The sequence below is a fragment of the Pseudomonas sp. TH08 genome, assembly GCF_016651275.1.
Lineage (GTDB): Bacteria > Pseudomonadota > Gammaproteobacteria > Pseudomonadales > Pseudomonadaceae > Aquipseudomonas.
The window spans coordinates 217319-238443 of the sequence record NZ_JAEKEE010000006.1; the positions used below are offsets into that span (position 1 = coordinate 217319).

Below are 21125 nucleotides of genomic sequence, written 5' to 3' on the forward strand. Positions count from 1 at the left end.
ACTGAGCGGTGTGTGTTCTGTGTGGCGGCATTCAACAATGCCGTCGCCTGATTGTTATGTCGGCTGCTATGTCGGTTTATGTAGCGGCTTGTTGCCGCCCAGGTGCTTTGCCCCACCGCTGGCGATCAACTCGGCCAGTGCGGAAACGTCAAGCAATGCACACATGTGCTCAATCACCGTGCCGGCGAGCCATGGCCGCTGACCTCGATGACTTCTCCATTTGATTTCATTCGGATCAAGACGCAACGAACGACTGACCTGATGCACCGCCAGGCCCCACTCGTAACCTTGTACCGAAATCACGTACTGCAAGCCTTGACGGAAGTCATCGCGATAGCGATCCGGCATGACCCAGCGCGCAGTGTCCAGAACCTTCAGGTTGCCGGCCTGGCTCGGCAGGATCCCGAGGAACCACTCCGGCTGTCCAAACAGCGGCGTCAGCTCATGGCCGGCCAGCGAATAGATCGAACCGAGGCACACCAGCGGCACGGCCAACGTCAGCCCCGCGACATCGAACAGCAGGCACTCGAACGCTTCGGAGGCCCACGCGGGACGTCCATCGGTTTCCACCGGTGGCGGTGTGTTGCTCGGCGGCAGATGCACTTCCACCAGCGGCGGCACCAGCGTCTGTTCGACGGCTGCGGGCACAACTGGAGCCGGAGCCGGTTCAACCACAGTCGGTTCCGGTGCGGTTTTCAGCAACTGGGTTTGCAGCAGCGGTGCCAGCGTCGAGACCGATGCGCGAACCTCTTCAATCAATGTCACCGGAGCCTTGGTCACCGCTACCGCAGCGGCAGGCGCGGCAACCGGCTTCACAGCCTGTTGCGCATCACGCGCCTGTTCTTCCAGCACCGCTGCCTGGAATTCATCCAGCGCCTCGCTGCTTTCTTCAACGACCTCGACTGGCGTCGGCAGCTCGTCAGGAATTTCCTGCAGCAAACTGTCCAGATACGACTGCAAGGCCAACTGCGGCTTCGACGTCAACTTCAACGGCCGATTCATACGCAACCCCCTGTAGGAGCTGCGGAACGCTGCGATCTTTTGATCTTTTCAGAAGCACCACAAAGCAAGATCAAAAGATCGCAGCCTGCGGCAGCTCCTACACGAATAGAGATCATGCTCAAGCCACCTGCGGAACAAGTTGCTGCGCCAACAGATGCTTGAGCAGCGCGCGGTAAGCCAGTACGCCACGGCTCTTGCCGTCGAATTGCGAAGGCGTGACGCCGGCACGGCTGGCGTCGCGCAGACGGGTATCGACCGGGATATAACCCTGCCAGATCTCGTCGGGGAATTTGTCACGCAGCACACGCAAGGTATGCATCGATGCCTGCGTACGGCGATCGAACAGGGTCGGCACAATGCTGAACGGCAACGCCTGCTTGCGCGAGCGATTGATCATCGCCAGGGTGTTGACCATGCGTTCCAGACCTTTGACGGCCAGATGCTCGGTCTGCACCGGGATCACCAGTTGCTGGCTCGCCGCGAGGGCGTTGACCATCAGCACGCCGAGCAACGGCGGGCTGTCGATCACCGCGTAATCGAAGTCCTGCCACAACTGCGCCAGACTCTTGGCGATCACCAAGCCCAAACCACTCTGCCCCGGCGACTGACGCTCAAGGGTCGCCAGTGCAGTGCTCGATGGCAGCAGCGAAATAAGTTCATCACTGGTCGACAACAGCAATTGCCCAGGCAGGCCTTGCGGCACGCTGCCCTTGTGCAGAAACAGGTCGTAGTTGCTGTGTTCCAGACTGTCGGGGTCGTAGCCGAAATAACTGGTCATCGAGCCGTGCGGGTCGAGATCGACCACGACCACGCGCTTGCCCGCCTCGGCCAGCAATCCGGCTAAAGCGATGGAAGATGTGGTTTTACCGACACCACCCTTTTGATTGGCGACTGCCCAGACTCTCATTCGGTTCGTTCCTCCCGGCCGATATCCTCGACCGAGACATAGCTCAGCGTGTTAATGCGGGTGACGGAGAATTGACGGCACTCTCGCGTCCCGGCGTCTTGACCGGGGTCGGTGCAGTTTGTGTGCCAGCACGCTTCAACGCTGCGTCCGGTTGCGCATTGGCGGTTCCGGTGCCCGTAAGACTGCGGCGTACATCGAGATTTCGTGACACCACCAAGACTACGCGACGGTTTTTCGCCCGGCCTTCAGCGGTGGCGTTGTTGGCCACTGGCTGGAATTCGCCATAGCCCACCGAGGCCAGGCGTCCAGGGTTAACGCCCTGCATCGCCAGCATGCGCACGATGCTCGCCGAACGCGCCGAGGACAGTTCCCAGTTGGTCGGGTACTGCGCGGTGCGGATCGGTTGATCGTCGGTGAAACCTTCGACGTGGATCGGGTTGTCGAACGGTTTGAGAATCGCCGCGACCTTGTCGATGATGTTGAAGGCGATGTCGCTCGGCATCGCATCGCCGCTGCCGAACAACAGGCTGGAATTGAGTTCGATCTCGACCCACAACTCGTTGCCGCGCACGGTCATCTGGTTGGAGCTGATCAGGTCACCGAACGCTGCGCTGATGTCATCGGCGATGCTTTTCAGCGGATCGCTGGCACCGGCGATACCGGCGTCGATCTGCTCGGCATCCTTGACCAGCGGCTTGGCCGGGGTCACGGTCTTCGGTCGTTCGTCGCCGATCGGGATCGGTTTGAGCGCGCGGTCGGAGTCTTTGAAAACGCCGACCAGCGCTTCGGAAATTTCCTTGTACTTGCCTTCGTTGATCGACGAAATCGAGTACATCACCACGAAGAACGCGAACAGCAATGTGATGAAGTCTGCGTAAGACACGAGCCAGCGCTCGTGATTGACGTGTTCTTCCTGGTGGCGACGACGAGCCATGAGGTCAGTCCCTTAATCCATGAAGCCTTGCAGCTTCAACTCGATGGAGCGTGGGTTTTCACCTTCGGCGATCGACAAAATACCTTCCAACAACATTTCGCGATAACGCGACTGTCGCAACGCGATTGACTTCAACTTGGCGGCAACCGGCAACAGAATCAGGTTGGCACTGGCAACACCGTAGATGGTTGCCACAAACGCCACGGCAATGCCGCTACCCAGTTGGGTCGGGTCGGCGAGGTTGCCCATCACGTGGATCAGGCCCATTACCGCGCCGATGATGCCGATGGTTGGCGCGTAGCCACCCATGCTTTCAAAGACTTTGGCGGCTTCGATGTCGCGCGCTTCCTGAGTGTAGAAATCCACCTCGAGGATGCTGCGGATCGCTTCCGGCTCGGCGCCATCGACCAGCAATTGCAGGCCTTTGCGCGAGTAACTGTCGGGTTCGGCGTCAGCCACTCCTTCCAGACCCAGCAGGCCTTCCTTGCGCGCGGTGAGACTCCAGTTGACCACGCGGTCGATGCCGCCAGCCAGATCCACACGCGGCGGAAAGAAGATCCAGGCAAGAATCTGCATCGCGCGTTTGAACGCGCTCATCGGCGATTGCAGCAGTGCGGCACCAATGGTGCCGCCCAGTACGATCAGCGCCGCCGGGCCGTTGGCCAGCGCACCGAGGTGACCACCTTCAAGGTAGTTGCCGCCGATGATGGCGACGAACGCCATGATGATCCCGATAAGGCTTAAAACATCCATCAGATACACGCCTCGACGATGTGCTTGCCGATATCGTCCAGGCTGTACACCGCATCCGCGAGGTCAGCTTTGACGATGGCCATCGGCATGCCGTAGATCACACAGCTGGCTTCATCCTGCGCCCACACGGCGCTACCACCCTGCTTGAGCAGACGCGCGCCTTCACGGCCGTCGGCGCCCATGCCGGTCAGTACCACCGCCAGAACTTTGTCGCCGTAGGACTTCGCGGCAGAACCAAAAGTGATGTCCACGCACGGCTTGTAGTTCAGACGTTCGTCGCCCGGCAGAATCTTCACCGCGCCACGGCCATCGATCATCATTTGCTTGCCACCCGGCGCCAGCAACGCCAGGCCCGGACGCAGGATGTCGCCATCCTCGGCTTCCTTGACGCTGATGCGGCAGAGCTTGTCGAGACGCTCAGCGAAGGCCTTGGTGAAAGCCGCCGGCATGTGCTGGATCAGCACGATCGGCGCCGGGAAATTCCCCGGTAGTTGCGTCAGCACACGTTGCAGCGCGACAGGGCCGCCCGTCGACGTACCGATGGCAACCAGTTTGTAGGCCTTGCGTTTCGGTGCCGGCGACGAGGCGCTGGCGGCCGGCGCACGAGTCGGTGCCGGTGCAGGCGCCGGACGTGCCGGAGCGCTGCTGCTGTGGCTGCTGAAGCTCGACGCTGCCGGAGCAGGCGTCGGCGTCGGTGCAGCAACGGGCGCAGGCGCGCTGTAGGCACTGAAACGACGGTTACTGCGCGAGATGCTATGGACCTTTTCGCACAGCAGCTGTTTGACCTTCTCCGGGTTACGCGAGATGTCTTCGAAATTCTTCGGCAGGAAATCCACTGCGCCCGCGTCCAGCGCATCGAGGGTTACCCGAGCGCCTTCGTGGGTCAGCGAGGAGAACATCAACACCGGGGTCGGGCAGCGCTGCATGATGTGCCGCACTGCCGTGATGCCATCCATCATCGGCATCTCGTAGTCCATGGTGATCACGTCCGGCTTGAGCGCCAGGGCCTGATCGATCGCCTCTTTACCGTTGGTGGCCGTGCCGACCACCTGGATGCTCGGATCCGCTGAAAGAATTTCCGAGACGCGGCGGCGGAAAAAACCCGAATCGTCCACCACCAGGACTTTGACTGCCATAAACACTCCATTAGGTGCAGCGGAACGTTGTCGCCCCGCTGCCCCGGATTCAAATACGCCGTGCGGCGTAACGCTTGAGCATGCTCGGAACATCGAGAATCAGTGCAATGCGGCCGTCACCGGTGATGGTGGCGCCGGACATGCCCGGAGTCCCCTGGAGCATTTTGCCCAATGGCTTGATGACCACTTCTTCCTGGCCGACCAGTTGATCGACGACGAAGCCGATCCGCTGAGTACCTACCGAAAGGATCACCACGTGGCCTTCACGCTGCTCTTCGTGAGCGGCGGAGCTGACCAGCCAGCGCTTGAGATAGAACAATGGCAGCGCCTTGTCCCGCACGATCACCACTTCCTGGCCGTCGACGACGTTGGTGGTCGACAGGTCGAGGTGGAAGATTTCGTTGACGTTGACCAACGGGAACGCAAACGCCTGATTGCCGAGCATGACCATCAGGGTTGGCATGATCGCGAGGGTCAGCGGCACCTTGATGACGATTTTCGAGCCCTGGCCCTTGGTCGAGTAGATGTTGATCGAACCGTTGAGCTGGGAAATCTTGGTCTTCACCACGTCCATGCCGACGCCACGGCCGGACACGTCGGAGATCTCGGTCTTGGTCGAGAAACCCGGGGCAAAAATCAGGTTGTAGCACTCGGTGTCGCTCAAGCGATCGGCTGCATCCTTGTCCATCACGCCGCGTTTTACCGCGATGGCGCGCAGGACGTTCGGGTCCATGCCTTTGCCGTCATCGGAAATCGACAGCAGGATGTGGTCGCCTTCCTGCTCGGCCGCCAGTACCACGCGACCGCCACGGGCCTTGCCCGACGCTTCGCGTTCTTCCGGCGACTCGATACCGTGGTCGACGGCGTTGCGCACCAAGTGGACCAGCGGGTCGGCCAGGGCCTCGACAAGGTTTTTGTCGAGGTCGGTTTCTTCGCCCACCAGTTCCAGGTTGATCTCTTTCTTGAGCTGACGCGCGAGGTCGCGAACCAGACGCGGGAAGCGCCCGAAGACCTTCTTGATCGGCTGCATCCGCGTCTTCATCACCGCGGTTTGCAGGTCAGCCGTGACCACGTCGAGGTTCGACACGGCCTTTTGCATGGCTTCATCGCCGCTGTTGAGGCCCAGGCGCACCAGACGGTTACGCACCAGCACCAACTCGCCAACCATGTTCATGATTTCGTCGAGACGTGCAGTGTCGACGCGCACGGTGGTTTCCGCTTCGCTCGCCGGTTTTTCCGGTGGCGGAGTCGCGGGAGCACGGGCCGGAGCCGGTGCCGCCGCGGCAGCCGGTTTTGGCGCCTCGGCTTTTGGCTCGGGCTTGGCTGCAGGTTTTGGCGCAGCAGCAGCCGGCGCTTTGGCGGCTGGCGTCGCCACGGCAGAGGTACTGCCCACGGCGGCGGTGCCCACTTCAGTGAACTTGCCTTTGCCGTGCAATTCGTCGAGCAGCGATTCGAATTCGTGATCGCTGATCAGATCGCTGCCGGCCGCCGCTGCAACCGGTGCGGCTGGCGCAGGCGCCGAGGCAATGGCCGACTCCAGCGCATCAACGGCAAAGTTGCCCTTGCCATGCAACTGATCGAGCAGTGCTTCGAATTCGTCGTCGGTGATGTCGGAGCTGTCACCCTTGGCCGGTGCCGCAGGTGCTGGCGCGGCTGGCGCAACAGCGTCCACCGCGAACTGGCCTTTGCCGTGCAACTGATCGAGCAACGACTCGAACTCGGCATCGGTGATTTCATCGCTGGCCGCGCCATCGGCAGCCTGCGCAGGTGCAGCGGCTGCCGGGGCTTCAGCTTGCGCCTTGACGGCATTCAGCGAGTCCAGCAGTTGTTCAAATTCGTTATCGGTGATGTCGCCCGAATCGCCTTCGACGACCAGCTCTTCGATCATCTCGGCCACCGGCGATGCCGGGGCTTCATCCGCCGATTGCGGTTCGGCCAGACGCGCCAGGGCGGCCAGCAGTTCCGGGGTAGCGGCGGTGATAGGCGCACGTTCACGGACTTCGCTGAACATGCTGTTCACCGCGTCCAGTGCTTCGAGGACAACGTCCATCAGTTCTGCATCAACGCGACGCTCACCCTTACGGAGGATGTCGAACACGTTTTCGGCGATGTGACAGCACTCCACCAGCTCATTGAGCTGAAGGAAGCCGGCGCCCCCTTTTACAGTGTGGAAACCGCGAAAAATTGCGTTGAGCAGATCTGCGTCATCCGGGCGGCTTTCCAGCTCGACCAGTTGCTCTGACAGTTGCTCAAGAATCTCGCCGGCCTCAACCAGGAAATCCTGAAGGATCTCTTCATCGGCGCCGAAGCTCATTAATGGGGTGCTCCTACAGGTCTAAAAACCCAAAAAACCTACAATTCCAAAACTCTAGAATCCAAGGCTGGATAACAAATCGTCCACATCGTCCTGACCGGACACAACGTCTTCTCGTTTATCGGCATGAATCTGCGGACCTTCACCCTGCGAGAGATGTTTTTGTGGATCTTTTTCTGCAAGCATCGCCGCACGGTCATGTTCGATGCCCGCAAAGCGGTCCACCTGACTGGCCATGAGCACAAGCTTGAGCAAATTACTTTCGACTTCGGTGACCAGTTGGGTCACACGCTTGATCACCTGACCGGTCAGATCCTGGTAATCCTGGGCCAGCAGGATGTCGTTGAGATTGCTCGACACCGCACGGTTGTCCGTGCTGCTGCGCGACAGAAAACCGTCGACCCGGCGCGCCAGTTCGCGGAACTCTTCAGCCCCGACCTCGCGACGCATGAAGCGACCCCAATCGGCGCTCAAGGTCTGGGCTTCATCAGCCAGACTGTTGACCACCGGCGTGGCGCTTTCCACCAGATCCATGGTGCGGTTGGCCGCGGCCTCTGTCAGCTTGACCACATAGCCCAGGCGTTCGGTGGCGTCGGTGATTTGCGACACTTCCTCGGCCTGCGGCATGTTCGGATCGATCTGGAAGTTGACGATCGCACTGTGCAGTTCACGTGTGAGCTTGCCGACTTCCTGATACAGGCCGCGGTCACGGGTCTGATTGAGCTCATGGATCAGTTGCACAGCGTCGCCGAACCTGCCTTTTTCAAGGCTCTCGACCAGTTCGACCGCGTGTTTTTTCAGGGTCGACTCGAAATCGCCCTGTGAAGATTCGTTATGCTCCATAGCTCCCCCGCGCGTTCATCAGCCGATGCGTTCGAAAATCTTCTCGATTTTGTCTTTCAACGCCTGAGCCGTGAAAGGTTTGACGACGTAGCCGTTTACACCGGCCTGAGCGGCTTCAATGATCTGCTCGCGCTTGGCTTCAGCGGTCACCATCAGTACGGGCAGATGCTTGAGTTTTTCATCGGCACGCACGTGGCGCAGCAGGTCGATACCGGTCATGCCCGGCATGTTCCAGTCTGTTACCAGAAAGTCGATGCTTCCGCTGTTGAGCACCGGAATGGCGGTAGTGCCATCGTCGGCCTCGACGGTATTGGTGAACCCAAGATCCCGCAGCAGGTTCTTGATGATCCGCCGCATCGTTGAGAAGTCATCAACGATGAGGATTTTCATGTCTTTGTTCAATTCGACCTCCAAGCAGTCTTAAACGCGCCCAGCACCTGGACGCGCCACTTCAATCAATCGGCGCAGCACTCGAAGACTGTCTGGAGCACAACAGAGCAAGACCGGTGCCGTTCATCACCGCACCAGCCTCGTTCGCAGTGTCCCCACACTGCCTTCAGCGCGCTCGCCACTCCCCCAAACGCCCCCGCAAGCGGGCCGCGCACTGGCTGTGTAACTGGCTGACCCGCGATTCACTGACGCCAAGGACTTCACCGATCTCCTTGAGGTTCAGCTCTTCGTCGTAGTACAGCGCCAACACCAGTCGCTCACGCTCCGGCAAATTGGCAATCGCGTCCGCCAGCGCCGCCTGGAAGCGTTCATCTTCCAGATCGCGTGACGGCTCAAGATGAGCACTCGCGCCATCCTCGTGCAGCCCTTCGTGTTCGCCGTCCTGCAACAGGTCGTCGAAACTGAAGAGGCGGCTGCCCAAGGTGTCATTCAAAATCCCGTAGTAATCGTCGAGACTCAATTGGAGTTCGGCCGCAACCTCGTGATCTTTAGCATCACGGCCGGTTTTAGCTTCAATTGCACGAATCGCGTCACTGACCATACGGGTATTGCGGTGAACCGAGCGTGGCGCCCAGTCCCCTTTGCGCACTTCGTCGAGCATCGCGCCGCGGATTCGAATGCCCGCGTACGTTTCGAAACTGGCGCCTTTGCTGGCGTCATATTTGGTCGAGACTTCGAGCAGGCCGATCATCCCGGCCTGGATCAGGTCTTCGACCTGCACACTCGCCGGCAACCGTGCCAGCAAGTGATAGGCAATGCGTTTGACCAGCGGCGCGTAACGCTCGATCAGCTCGTACTGAGCGTCACGTGCCGACTTTTTGTAGTAATTCATACCGCTAGCGGTCATAGCACGGGCCCTGCCGTTTGCTGCACGAGACGCTCGACGAAAAACTCGAGATGGCCGCGCGGGTTGGCGGGCAGCGGCCAGGTGTCGACCTTTTGCGCAATCGCCTTGAACGCCAGCGCGCACTTGGAACGCGGGAAGGCTTCATACACCGCGCGCTGCTTCTGCACTGCCTTGCGCACGCTTTCGTCGTAAGGCACGGCGCCGACGTATTGTAGAGCGACGTCGAGGAAGCGATCCGTGACCTTGGTCAACTTGGCGAACAGGTTGCGACCTTCTTGCGGGCTCTGCGCCATGTTGGCGAGAACGCGGAAGCGGTTCATGCCGTAATCGCGGTTGAGCAATTTGATCAGCGCGTAGGCGTCGGTGATCGAAGTCGGCTCATCGCACACCACCAGCAACACTTCCTGGGCGGCGCGGACAAAACTGACTACCGAGTCACCAATACCCGCAGCGGTGTCGATCACCAGCACGTCGAGATTGTCGCCGATGTCGCTGAACGCCTGAATCAGGCCAGCGTGTTGCGCAGGGCTCAGGTGCACCATGCTCTGGGTGCCGGAGGCAGCCGGCACAATGCGAATCCCGCCGGGCCCCTGCAACAGGACGTCGCGCAGTTCGCAGCGGCCTTCAATGACGTCGGCCAGCGTGCGTTTAGGGGTTAACCCCAGCAGAACGTCGACGTTCGCCAGTCCCAGGTCGGCGTCCAGCAACATGACCCGACGGCCAAGCTCTGCCAGCGCCAGGGACAAGTTCACTGACACGTTAGTCTTGCCGACGCCACCTTTGCCGCCGGTCACCGCGATCACCTGTACGGGATGCATGCTGCCCATGTTATTTCTTTACCTTGTCTTGCATAGACGGAGGCCACATTACTGGCTGCGCGTTCACAACCTGAACAATGCATGGCAGACCATCGATGTAGGTACAAAAACTGTTCATGAATACCTCAGCCTACCTGCTTGGTCGGGCTGTGATAGATATCAGCGAACATGTCAGCCATGGCTTCTTCGCTGGGTTCTTCCTGCATTTGCACGCTGACGGCGCGGCTGACCAATTGATGACGGCGCGGCAGATGCAGATCATCCGGAATCCGTGGGCCATCGGTCAGGTACGCGACCGGCAATTCATGACTGATCGCCAGGCTCAACACTTCGCCAAGGCTGGCCGTTTCATCCAGTTTAGTCAGGATGCACCCGGCGAGCCCGCAACGCTTGTAACTGTGATAAGCGGCGGTTAGAACCTGTTTCTGGCTGGTGGTTGCCAGCACGAGATAATTTTTTGCACGGATGCCACGTCCGGCCAGACTTTCGAGCTGCATGCGCAGGGCCGGATCGCTGGCTTGCAGGCCGGCGGTATCGATCAGCACCACGCGCTTGCGCAGCAGTGGATCCAGCGCTTGCACCAGCGACTGGCCCGGATCGACATGGGTCACCGGCACATTGAGGATGCGGCCCAGAGTCTTGAGTTGTTCCTGCGCGCCGATGCGGAAGCTGTCCATGCTCACCAGCGCGACATTCTGCGCGCCGTACTTGAGCACGTAACGTGCCGCGAGCTTGGCCAGCGTGGTGGTCTTGCCCATGCCGGCAGGGCCGACCATGGCAATCACACCGCCCTCTTCCAGCGGCTCGACTTCCGGTACGGCAATCATCCGCGCCAGGTGCGCGAGCAGCATGCGCCAGGCCTGACGGGGTTCTTCGATATCGGTAATCATCGACAGCAAGTCGCGCGACAACGGCCCGGACAGACCGATGCGTTGCAGACGGCGATACAGATTGGCTTGCGCCGGACGGCTGCCTTGCAGCTGATTCCAGGCCAGGGTGCCGAGCTGAACTTCCATCAGCTCGCGCAGGCTGTTCAATTCAAAACGCATCGAATCCAGTGCACGTGGATCCACGCCGCCGGAGGACTGCGCAGGCGCCGGAGCTGGACGCGCCGGGGCGGCGTAGGTCGGTTCGCTCAACGGTTCGGCAGCGGTCAGCGGCAGGCCAGCGGTCAACGGCAGCCCGGCAAAGATCTGGCGATTGCTATTGCCGTCGGCTTCGCCGCGCAGGCTCAACTCGGCCTGGGCGGTAACGATGCGCGACTGCGTCTTGCGCAGTTCGTCTTCGAGTTCCATGTTCGGAACCCGTGGCGCGAGCGCCGACAATTTGTAATCCAGTGCCGCCGTCAACTCGACACCGCCGGCAATGCGGCGATTGCCAATGATGGCGGCATCAGCGCCCAGCTCATCACGAACCAGCTTCATGGCCTGACGCATATCGGCGGCAAAGAAACGCTTAACTTGCATAAACCACTACCTCAGCCGTTGGGCCCTACTGTCGCAACGATGGTCACTTGCTTGTTGTCCGGTATTTCCTGGTAGGCCAGCACGTGCAGTCCAGGGACTGCGAGGCGGCCAAAGCGCGAGAGCATCGCGCGCACCGGGCCTGCTACCAACAGGATCACCGGCTGACCTTGCATTTCCTGACGCTGCGCCGCTTCGATGAGCGAACGTTGCAGCTTCTCGGCCATGCTTGGCTCCAGCAGAACACCCTCTTCCGAGCCTTGTCCTGCCTTCTGCAGACTATTGAGCAATATTTGTTCCAACCTTGGCTCCAAGGTGATCACAGGCAGCTCGGACTCAGTGCCTACAATGCTTTGGACGATGGCGCGCGATACGCCGACCCGCACAGCGGCCACCAACGCGGCGGTATCTTGACTCTTGGCGGCGTTGTTGGCGATGGCTTCGGCAATGCTGCGAATGTCGCGTACCGGCACGTGTTCGGCCAGCAGCGCTTGCAGCACTTTGAGCAGTTGCGACAGCGAAACCACGCCCGGCACCAGCTCTTCCGCCAATTTCGGCGAGCTTTTGGCCAGCAATTGCATGAGTTGCTGCACTTCTTCGTGGCCGATCAGCTCGCTGGAGTGCTTGTACAGAATCTGGTTCAAGTGCGTCGCGACCACGGTGCTGGCATCCACCACCGTGTAACCGAGCGATTGTGCCTGCGCCCGCTGGCTGATTTCGATCCACACCGCTTCCAGGCCGAAAGCCGGATCTTTGGCGTTGATACCGTTGAGCGTGCCGTAGACCTGGCCCGGGTTGATCGCCAGCTCTCGATCCGGGTAGATCTCGGCTTCGGCGAGGATCACGCCCATCAGGGTCAGACGATAAGCGCTCGGCGCCAGATCGAGGTTGTCGCGGATGTGCACGGTTGGCATCAGGAAGCCCAGATCCTGCGAGAGCTTCTTGCGCACGCCCTTGATCCGCGCGAGCAATTGCCCACCCTGATTGCGGTCCACCAGCGGGATCAGGCGATAGCCGACTTCGAGGCCGATCATGTCGATCGGCGTCACGTCATCCCAGCCAAGCTCTTTGGTTTCCATGGCGCGGGCCGGCGATGGCAGCAGTTCCTGCTGGCGCTGAACCTCTTGCAGGGCCTGCACCTTGACGGCGTTTTGCTTCTTCCAGAACAGGTAAGCGCCACCGGCGGCCAGCGCAGCCATGCTCAGGAACGAGAAGTGCGGCATGCCCGGCACCAGGCCCATGACCGCCATCAGACCTGCGGCCACCGCCAGCGCTTTCGGCGAGGCGAACATCTGGCGATTGATCTGCTTGCCCATGTCTTCCGAGCCGGAAGCACGGGTCACCATGATCGCCGCCGCTGTCGATAACAACAGTGATGGCAATTGCGCCACTAAACCGTCACCGATGGTCAGCAAGGCGTAAACCCGACCGGCGTCGCCGAAGCTCATGTTGTGCTGGAAGATACCGACGGCCATACCGCCGATAAGGTTGATGAACAGAATCAGCAGGCCGGCAATCGCATCACCACGGACGAATTTGCTGGCACCGTCCATCGAACCGTAGAACTCGGCCTCTTGGGCAACTTCGGAGCGACGCGCCTTGGCCTGGTTCTGGTCGATCAGGCCGGCATTGAGGTCGGCGTCGATCGCCATTTGTTTGCCGGGCATCGCATCGAGGGTGAAACGTGCGCTCACCTCGGAAATCCGTCCGGCGCCTTTGGTTACCACGACGAAGTTGATGATCATCAGGATCGCGAAGACCACGATACCGACGACGTAGTTACCGCCGATCACCACCTCACCGAAGGCCTGGATCACCTTACCGGCGGCGGCGTGGCCGTCCTGACCGTGGAGCATTACTACCCGCGTCGACGCCACGTTCAAGGCCAGCCGCAGCAACGTCGCGACCAGCAGAATGGTCGGGAACACCGCGAAATCCAGCGGCCGCAAGGCGTACACGCAGACCAGCAGAACGACGATCGACAGCGCAATGTTGAAGGTGAAGAACACGTCCAGCAGGAACGGCGGCACCGGCAACATCATCATCGCCAGCATGACCAGCAGCAACAACGGCACGCCCAGATTGCCTCGACTGAGGTCGGCAATGTTCGAGCGAGCGTTGTTGATTAACTGAGAGCGATCCACCGGTTTTCCCCGTTCCTTTAAAGCAAACTTTTGACGCCCGACACAGGCGCACGGCGGCTATTGCAAGAAGCCTTCCAACTTTTGCGCAGGCAAAAAATCGCAGCCTGCGGCAGCTCAACGGGGTTATCCCGCCCATTGAACTGCCGAAAACGGCGATCACGGCGCGTTCAGTAGCGACACGCCCCTACCTCGGTAACTATGTCGGGAAATACCCCATTGCGCGAGAGCGGGTCGCCCCATCCGTTAAATGTACGTTGCGACTCCCCATGACCCCGTTGCTGACCAGCAACGAGTGTTCGAGTACATAGATGTTCGGGTATGAAAGATTGATCGAAACAAATCGTCCGTAATACAAACCCCGCCCGCCATAAATGGGCGTAACGTCGATAAAGTTGTTATGCAAAATCCCCCATCCCATAGGTTGTCCACCGTTGTCCATGCTGACGGCACCGAACTGTCTGAACCAGGCGGCTGCCTGAGCTGCGGTCATGAACGAGTTGTTTAAAATCAACCTGTGAACATTCATCACCCGCACGGGATAGGAAATCTGTTTTTCATCGGCATCGGTCACAGTGATAGTGGTCGATTGATTACTCAGCCCCGTAACCTTGCCATTGGCATCGACCGATGCGATGCCGGGGTTGGCTGAACGATAGGTGTAAGGTGGCCGGCCACCCGTTGGAACGCGCACCCGCACATTGTTGGCGACCTCGCGTTCGCGTAATCCATAAGCGGTGCCACCCAACAATTTCCAGCCATTCAAAAGCATCAGTTGAGTATCAATCGCCAATGCTTCAGTGACCTTGACGGTATACCGCGCCACTGGAAGCATCAGCGCCGTCTCCTCGTTGTCCATACTGCCCAGTGCGATTTTGCAAGTCACCTCACAGGTAGACAGATCCTTGAGTGCATAGAACCAGCCTCGCGCGGCCTTAACGCTGATGCCCTGAGAGATTTCTTCGGCAGTCAGCGCGGTGCCGGGACGCAATAGCAAAGGATCAACGCCCTCGCTGGCGACCGTGATCCACACTCGCTGCCCGACCTCGGCGACAGGCAACGGCGGCTTGACCACGCACGTGAGGTCAGTCTGGATGATTCTCAGATCGATAAACGGCACCGCTCCTGCTTCAACAATATGCGGGCGGGTCAAGACGGGATCCCTGTCGCTGATTGTTTTGACCGTCAATATCAAAGGCCTGGACAGAATAGTCTTGCCATTCCTGATCAGCTCAAAGTTGATTTCTACCTGTGCCCCACGATTTTCCGCAATGAATGACGGCCTCAGTGAAAAAAATGCAACGTTGTCAGCATTCAACGATTGAGCAGTGAATGTCGGAGAGCCCTCACCCGGCGCCCCCTTGACCAGCAGGCGCACTTGGTCTCCCGGGCGTGGACTGGCCACATGTACACGCGCTCGGGCACCGCCATTATTTTCCAGCGGGTCAAGTACGCCATCAGGCGCACGGCGTACAGTCGGCGGCTGCAACGATTGCGCCGGGTCTCCGATGTACAACTCGAGAAGCGCGGATGACTGTGGCAGATCTTCTGGCCGCTCGATCCACCAAAGCAGACTGAAAAACTGCTCCCGATAGAACTCGATAGCCTCGCCACCCAGCCAGAACTCCAGATCCTTGCCTACCCTTGAGTGCTCAATCGGTAAGCGGTCCCGAAATACCACCCCGCCTGCATCCCCTCGCCCCTCCAAATGCACCACGTCTCCCAAACGGGTATAGGAAGCCGCCGCGACCTGGATATCCGTTCCATACGGCACATGCGCGGGATTGAGCACACCATCGATGACGCCAATCACAACCGGCGCAGGCAATACGGGTTTGAAATCGTCCACACGCGCATTCATCGTTTCCGAAACCAGCGCAGGATTCAAAGTGGCATGACTGGCCTCATAGGAGACATTGACCGCCCCCGGATCAACGGGGCAATGTCCTTGGCAGTTACGCTGAAGGCAATGGCTTGGCCGACCAACTGATCACTGACGTCACGATAGGTTTGATACAGGTGCGGACGCCCAGAGGCACTGGTTCCCGCCCATGTCAATGTGACTCTGAACCCCTTCTTGATCCGGGTATCGGGACCGCACAACACCACGGTTCGGCTTAGCGCAGGATCCAGAGTGCCGCCTACCGCATCCGTTATCCACGGCGCCGGTAGCCGCAAAGTCTTACCTTGCAACGTGAAGATATAGATCTCCGAACGATCCTGTTTACCATCTGCTTTTGTGCGCAGGTAATCGACTTGCACCTGCCCACAAGCACTGGCAAGCACGATTGGATTTGGAATTTGGAAAGACTGAATCCCGAGGCGAGTGATCGGTTGCTCTTCACTGTGTTCGACCACCTCGCCGCTCTGCGTCGTAGCCGCCCATCGCAACAGCAGTTTCTCACCCCGCGCAAAACCACTGCTCGTAATCACCTGAACAGCCAAGTCGTCGAAACCCACCTCATCAAGGCTGACCAGGTCGTCGTCGGCAAGAGGAACGAATACCGGATCAAGCCAGGCATTGGCGGGATCACTGACGACTGTAGTGCGCTCTGAAAAGTCGCTGACGTTCTCCACCTGATCTTCGATCTGATAGACCAGCACCGCCGGGTCGGCGGGACCTGCATCGCGGATATTTTCTGGCGTAATGAAAACACTGATGTCCGATCCGACCTCGCTCTCCAGCACCGTGTGGGGAGTGACAGCAATGCCATGGAAACAGAGCTTCAACTTGTCCCCCTTGGTCATGAAGGGCCACCGAGGGATGATCGCTGTGACCCCTCGGCAGCGACATCCTTATCAATGACCTGACCAGGGGCCAACTGGAGTCGAGCCGGCTTGAGTCGTTGATGACCAGGCAAGTCCGGCTCGGGATCGTTGCCGCCCGGCGGATCGATCTTGAACCAGACTTCGAGTTCCCGCCCCTCGGGTGGCTGACCGCTTTTGCGCAGAATTTCATAACGCAAAGTATGAACACCGGCCGGGACATCCTTCGCAGCGATGTGCATCACCACATCAAGATTATCGTGATCCGCAGGCAACACCGACGTGGCAACCAGTGTTTTACCCACGTACAGCCGAATGGTGTCCTCTGCGGCCATGTTCGTATAAGCCTGAACCAGCACCCGGAGCCCCTTGGCACTCGTATAAAGCAAGGGACGGTTGACCCCCACTTGCGCCGGCGCAAAATCGATGTTGGTGAACTGCCCGGGAATATTGGGCGCATACAGGGAAAAGAGCCCCAGACCACCGCTCGAATCGAAGGGAACAATGTCGTATTGCGCATCGTCAATTTCGTCCAGAATCGGCATTACCATTAAGCCAATCATTGCCCTGCTCCTGAAAAGATCCGTGCGGTTTGCCAAGGATATGGAGCGGCCATTGAAAACTTGATGCGAATAATCGACCACTGTCAGAACTAACAGGTACACGCTTTTTTCTGACGAACGGCACAGACGTCAACCGGAAAATATCTTCAAAGGACAGTGTGTCAGTCTCACCACTGTCACCGTGATTGAGGAATCGCGGCGTAGATGGGGCGCAATCGCGCAACGGGTCATGCTGGCTGGGCTAGCGGTTAATCGAGGGCTGAATATTGTGGAGTTGCCGTAGGCTGCAATCTTTTGCTTTTAAACACCAACGTTTAAAAGACACCTCCAGACACGTCTCGCAGGCTACACATCCTTGCGCCATTGCCTACAGCTACGCCAGAATCGGCCGGCTTGTGCGCTTTGGGGGCGGGTTCTATTGTGGTCCGGTCGCTGACGAATCAGCGATCGGGTTTAGCGACCTGGACCAACTCAGTGCATCAGCGTTCGTGGCTTCGTTGTGGGACTTTTCGCCCGCAATTACGTTATGGCGGCTGTATGCGGGAGACCTTTGGGTCTACCGGTGTGCCTGAGACCGGTTCGCTAACCTGCGTACAGCTGCCACCTTCATCTGTTTAGCGACAGGTAAAGAGTGGCTCCATAAATTCAGGAGCTTCACCATGATCAAACCAACACCCAACCCACCCGAAACCGAAACCGACCTCACCTCCCCCTACGAATCCCTCGATTCAAAAAAACTCCACGAAGCCGCCGACCGCGCCCTCGATCACTACCTCTGCCCGCCCGGGTCTGCTCCCATTCAACGCAAAACCCGCTCTATGTTCGCCGTCACCGCAGACTTCAAAAACGAAGAACTGTTGGCCAACGCCTGCGAAACCCTCGCTTCAGCCAGAACCATCGCCAATGACTTCGCCAACCTCATACCCGCATCACAACGCAGGACGCTGCTGGGCATCGCGCAGTTGATCATGCTCGGCGAACTGGCGGTGAATCGGGTGATGGATAATCTGGAGTTGCCCCAGTAGCGTCTCCCCCGATGATCGTTCCCACGCTCTGCGTGGGAACGATCAGAAAAACCGCCGCCCGTTGACTCGGGGCGGCGGTTTTTTCGTGTCAGCTGCTTTACGGTCGGTTGCTCAATACCGGAGGATTTTTACTTTTCCATTCTTGTTCCTGGGCAATTCGAACTCGACCTCGCCGCCCACCTTGACGTTCGCATGCTGGGCATCGGGCAATGGAATGCTGAATCGGTACTCTTTGGCAGTCAGAAAAAACCAGTGGCTTCGGCAAAGGAAAGGGATCGTCCCGTTTGCTTCGGCGTGATGGTGCCTCTTCCGGTTTTTTCATCGTAGCTGCTGAAAATACCTTTCATTGACTTGCTCCCCTGCACTCGCCTGTCTGACCGCGCCAGTGCGCGGCCGCACCTTGTATCAGACTGCAAAATCACGGCGACCGCACCTGTCAGAGTTGACAGTAAACGGGAGTCTTAGACAAATGGCCGCACAGCAAAGTCAGCAATCGCGCCGCAAACCCGGCGGAAATCGGCTAGTCATCCTTGAGCGGATCCGGACATCGGGATCCCTCAGAGACAGACCACATTTGCTTTGCACGGATGACCACCCGTCGCCACCTGTCAGATCTGACAGGTGCGCAAATCCTCATTTAGCGCTCTGATGGCTCCTTCCCGTTCTCACTACGCAGGAGCCTCTTCCATGACCGCCTCGTCCTCTGGCGACAACACTGTCCTTGTCCTCTTTCCGCCCATAGTCAACGGCCAAACCGAGCCCGTGGTTGGCGCGGACATCGGCGTGCCGTTGGTGGCCTATGACCTGGTCACCGACGGTGAAGGCGCTGTTGTTTTTGTCGATCCGCCATTCTCTCCCTCCATGGAGTCCGGGGATGTCATGGAGCTTCGGCTCAAGGATGAGTTGGCCGCACTGGACAGTAAAACCATTGACGATCCGAACGTGCGCACCAGGTTGCGCATTCCCAAGGGCCGGCTGCTTCCTAATCGGGTCAACGAGCTTTACTACACCATCACACGCGGCAGCCAAAACATCGGCAAGTCGAATCCGCTCACCATCCTCTACAACAAGATCCGTCCAGGCCTCAAGGACAAGTACGACGCCTCCGGTGGCCATTCCGAACTCAAACTGCTGCTGCCCGACGTGATCAAAAACGGCGTCGGTGCGGATTTCGTCAGCGCCGACGTCTGCGTGTCCTACCCGTACTGCCGGGCTTATGACCTCATCACCCTCAAGTGCAATGGCGAACTGATGACGGCCAAGGTGAATCCGAATCAGGCGCCGCAACCGCCGAATCATGGCTCCGAAGAGCCCATCACCATTTGCTTCACCATCACTCGCGCGTTTCTGGACAAGGCGAAACGGATAGAGCAGAAACTGTATTTTTCCTACACCGTCACCGACCAGATCGGCAACGGCCCGGACACCGATGCGCCGTGGTCGCCGGTACAAGTCGTGGATGAGGATCTGGACGGCAAGCGTTTGCCGAAGCCGATTTTGCTGGAACGCCTGGAGGATTTCCCGGGGATGACCCCGAGGAAATCGATCTGAAAAAACTGGCCGGCAAGCCTTTGCTGCTGGTGGTGTTGACGGCGAATCCCCCTTTTGTTGCGGGTGATAACGTGCTGGCGACCTACACCGCCCAAGACACCGGGCAACCCGCCGATGTGGTGGTGAACGTCAGCGGCAAAGTCGAAGCGGATCAGTTCGGGTCGAAAAAGCCCTGCATTCTCGAAGTGCCCAACGCCAAGGTCTTCGCCGGCAGCCGCGTGACCGCGACCTACGAACTGCGCAGGCCCAACGGTGATCTGGTGGGCAATTCGATCACGGCCAACGCAACGGTAACCGGAGCCGCTCCGATTGATCTGCTACCGCCGAGTCTCGTGGCGCCGGCCGTTGACCCTGTCGATGTGCTGGCCTATCCGAACGGGATCACGATGCGCATCGAATACCTTGCCGCCCTCGACGGCGATCGCGCGCGATTGGCCGAGGTCGATCCGCCGACAGGTTCGCCACAGTTTCCGTTGGTGGCATTCAACAGCAACAAACGGGTCAACACCGTGCTGACCCCGGCGTATCTCGCGGCCCGCCAAGGCAAGTCATTCGAGCTGCGCTGGAACCTCAATCGCAATGGCGGACAGGCCGGGAAGTCAACCCCGACACCAGTGAGGGTGCTGAAGATTGCCGATGGCGACTCACGTTTGCCGACGCCGAACATTGCAGCCAACACCAATACCGTACTGGACGTTGAAGCCCTCAACGAAGGGGCGCGGATTCTTGCAGTGAAATGGCCAGTGTTTGAACCGGCGCAACCGATCTGGGTTACGTGCAAGGGTTTTGACAACAATGGCAACCCGATCAGTACCGAGGTGAAGTCTGGCGAGCCCAATGACTCACTGGATGGATTGAACGTTCAGGCGCCGGTTGCGTGGTTGAAGGCGCTCAAGGATGGCAGTGCACTGACTGTCGAATGCGCCGTAAGTCTTGATGGCTCCCGTGACAAGACCAGGGCGGTTTTACTTCCGCTGCGGCTTTATACCGTCAGGGCCGTGGAGGATTTGAACTTTGGAGCGGCTCTAACGCTCAATCTCCCGGCTTATAGCGTTGTGCGAGGTGTCCCGCCACTGAATCCTCCGGCCAATGCAACGTATACGCGGACGCCGACCGGCGGAATCAAGCCCTACCATTTCAGCTCAAGCAACACCAACGTCGCGCTGATCGACGCAACCACGGGCACGGTGCGCGTGTCCGGGCGCGGAACGACGACACTGACCGTCACCGATCATCAAAACAATAAAGCCACTTACACCCTCACCACGACCGGGTTAAAGATGTTCGTCAGGCTTGGCAACCTGATGACTCAGCCCAGTGCCGCGCAGGCTTGTGCAGCCGCCGGGGAGGCCTGCCGAACAATCGAGCAGAACTGCGTGCGGTGTACAACACCTACGCAGGGTCAGGAGGCATTGTTCAAGCAGCTGGATGGTTACCGAATGACACGTGGACAAATGAAACTCACTCCCAGAAAAATCACTATTGGGTAGTACGAATGAACACCGGAGTGGACTCCTATGCGCATACAACCCAGGGCCAATCAGCGGTTGCCTGTCGAATTGATACTTGAGTCAATTCCGCAGACAGGCAAGCGCAACCGCCAGAAACCTGC

At 59.1% G+C, this 21125-nt stretch carries 18 protein-coding genes; 3 read left to right on the forward strand and 15 right to left on the reverse strand.

Annotated elements, in window-relative coordinates:
• Positions 1–66 precede the first annotated feature (66 nt).
• The 15 genes from JFT91_RS27335 to JFT91_RS27405 all read right to left on the reverse strand — a co-directional run bounded on the left by JFT91_RS27335 (position 67) and on the right by JFT91_RS27405 (position 16937).
• On the reverse strand, positions 67–1002 hold the full coding sequence (locus JFT91_RS27335) for a CheW domain-containing protein (RefSeq protein WP_201234424.1): 936 nt from the start codon (positions 1000–1002) through the stop codon (positions 67–69).
• Between the two features lie 118 nt (positions 1003–1120).
• A complete protein-coding gene (locus JFT91_RS27340) occupies positions 1121–1909 on the reverse strand; it encodes a ParA family protein (RefSeq protein ID WP_201234425.1) in 789 nt (262 codons plus the stop codon).
• A gap of 43 nt (positions 1910–1952) precedes the next feature.
• Positions 1953–2843 (reverse strand): flagellar motor protein MotD, encoded by an 891-nt coding sequence (motD, locus tag JFT91_RS27345; protein WP_038363880.1) that lies wholly within the window; start codon positions 2841–2843, stop codon positions 1953–1955.
• 12 nt (positions 2844–2855) lie between these two features.
• Positions 2856–3596, reverse strand: a complete 741-nt coding sequence (locus tag JFT91_RS27350; protein ID WP_095190692.1) for a flagellar motor protein — start codon at positions 3594–3596, stop codon at positions 2856–2858.
• Positions 3596–4732 carry a protein-glutamate methylesterase/protein-glutamine glutaminase gene (locus tag JFT91_RS27355; RefSeq protein ID WP_201227430.1) on the reverse strand — a complete coding sequence of 379 codons (1137 nt, stop codon included), beginning with the start codon at positions 4730–4732 and terminating at the stop codon, positions 3596–3598. The genes JFT91_RS27350 and JFT91_RS27355 overlap by 1 nt, the downstream gene beginning before the upstream one ends.
• Positions 4733–4781: 49 nt before the next feature.
• Positions 4782–7046 (reverse strand): chemotaxis protein CheA, encoded by a 2265-nt coding sequence (locus tag JFT91_RS27360; RefSeq protein ID WP_201234426.1) that lies wholly within the window; start codon positions 7044–7046, stop codon positions 4782–4784.
• A gap of 54 nt (positions 7047–7100) precedes the next feature.
• Positions 7101–7889, reverse strand: coding sequence for a protein phosphatase CheZ (locus tag JFT91_RS27365; protein ID WP_007920000.1), 789 nt, complete (start codon positions 7887–7889; stop codon positions 7101–7103).
• Between the two features lie 18 nt (positions 7890–7907).
• On the reverse strand, positions 7908–8279 hold the full coding sequence (locus tag JFT91_RS27370) for a chemotaxis response regulator CheY (RefSeq protein WP_024012118.1): 372 nt from the start codon (positions 8277–8279) through the stop codon (positions 7908–7910).
• Between the two features lie 166 nt (positions 8280–8445).
• Complete coding sequence (gene fliA / locus JFT91_RS27375; RefSeq protein ID WP_003222919.1) at positions 8446–9186, reverse strand: RNA polymerase sigma factor FliA; 741 nt, start codon at positions 9184–9186, stop codon at positions 8446–8448.
• On the reverse strand, positions 9183–10013 hold the full coding sequence (gene fleN / locus JFT91_RS27380; RefSeq protein WP_003222917.1) for a flagellar synthesis regulator FleN: 831 nt from the start codon (positions 10011–10013) through the stop codon (positions 9183–9185). Before fleN ends, fliA begins: the two co-directional genes overlap by 4 nt.
• A gap of 116 nt (positions 10014–10129) precedes the next feature.
• Positions 10130–11470, reverse strand: a complete 1341-nt coding sequence (gene flhF / locus JFT91_RS27385) for a flagellar biosynthesis GTPase FlhF (RefSeq protein WP_201227432.1) — start codon at positions 11468–11470, stop codon at positions 10130–10132.
• An 11-nt stretch (positions 11471–11481) separates the two neighbouring features.
• Complete coding sequence (gene flhA, locus JFT91_RS27390) at positions 11482–13611, reverse strand: flagellar biosynthesis protein FlhA (protein ID WP_201227433.1); 2130 nt, start codon at positions 13609–13611, stop codon at positions 11482–11484.
• 196 nt (positions 13612–13807) lie between these two features.
• Positions 13808–15457 carry an immunoglobulin-like domain-containing protein gene (locus JFT91_RS30030; RefSeq protein WP_201234427.1) on the reverse strand — a complete coding sequence of 550 codons (1650 nt, stop codon included), beginning with the start codon at positions 15455–15457 and terminating at the stop codon, positions 13808–13810.
• A 35-nt stretch (positions 15458–15492) separates the two neighbouring features.
• Positions 15493–16356, reverse strand: a complete 864-nt coding sequence (locus tag JFT91_RS27400; protein ID WP_201234428.1) for a hypothetical protein — start codon at positions 16354–16356, stop codon at positions 15493–15495.
• Positions 16353–16937: a hypothetical protein gene (locus tag JFT91_RS27405; RefSeq protein ID WP_201234429.1), complete on the reverse strand. Its 585-nt coding sequence runs from the start codon at positions 16935–16937 to the stop codon at positions 16353–16355. The genes JFT91_RS27400 and JFT91_RS27405 overlap by 4 nt, the downstream gene beginning before the upstream one ends.
• Positions 16938–17596: 659 nt before the next feature.
• On the opposite strand from JFT91_RS27405, the gene JFT91_RS27410 reads away from it, so the two are divergent.
• The 3 genes from JFT91_RS27410 to JFT91_RS27420 all read left to right on the forward strand — a co-directional run bounded on the left by JFT91_RS27410 (position 17597) and on the right by JFT91_RS27420 (position 21003).
• A complete protein-coding gene (locus JFT91_RS27410) occupies positions 17597–17962 on the forward strand; it encodes a DUF6124 family protein (RefSeq protein WP_201234430.1) in 366 nt (121 codons plus the stop codon).
• Between the two features lie 687 nt (positions 17963–18649).
• Positions 18650–19513, forward strand: a complete 864-nt coding sequence (locus tag JFT91_RS27415) for a hypothetical protein (protein WP_201234431.1) — start codon at positions 18650–18652, stop codon at positions 19511–19513.
• Between the two features lie 29 nt (positions 19514–19542).
• Positions 19543–21003 (forward strand): Ig-like domain-containing protein, encoded by a 1461-nt coding sequence (locus JFT91_RS27420; RefSeq protein ID WP_518524903.1) that lies wholly within the window; start codon positions 19543–19545, stop codon positions 21001–21003.
• Positions 21004–21125 lie beyond the last annotated feature (122 nt).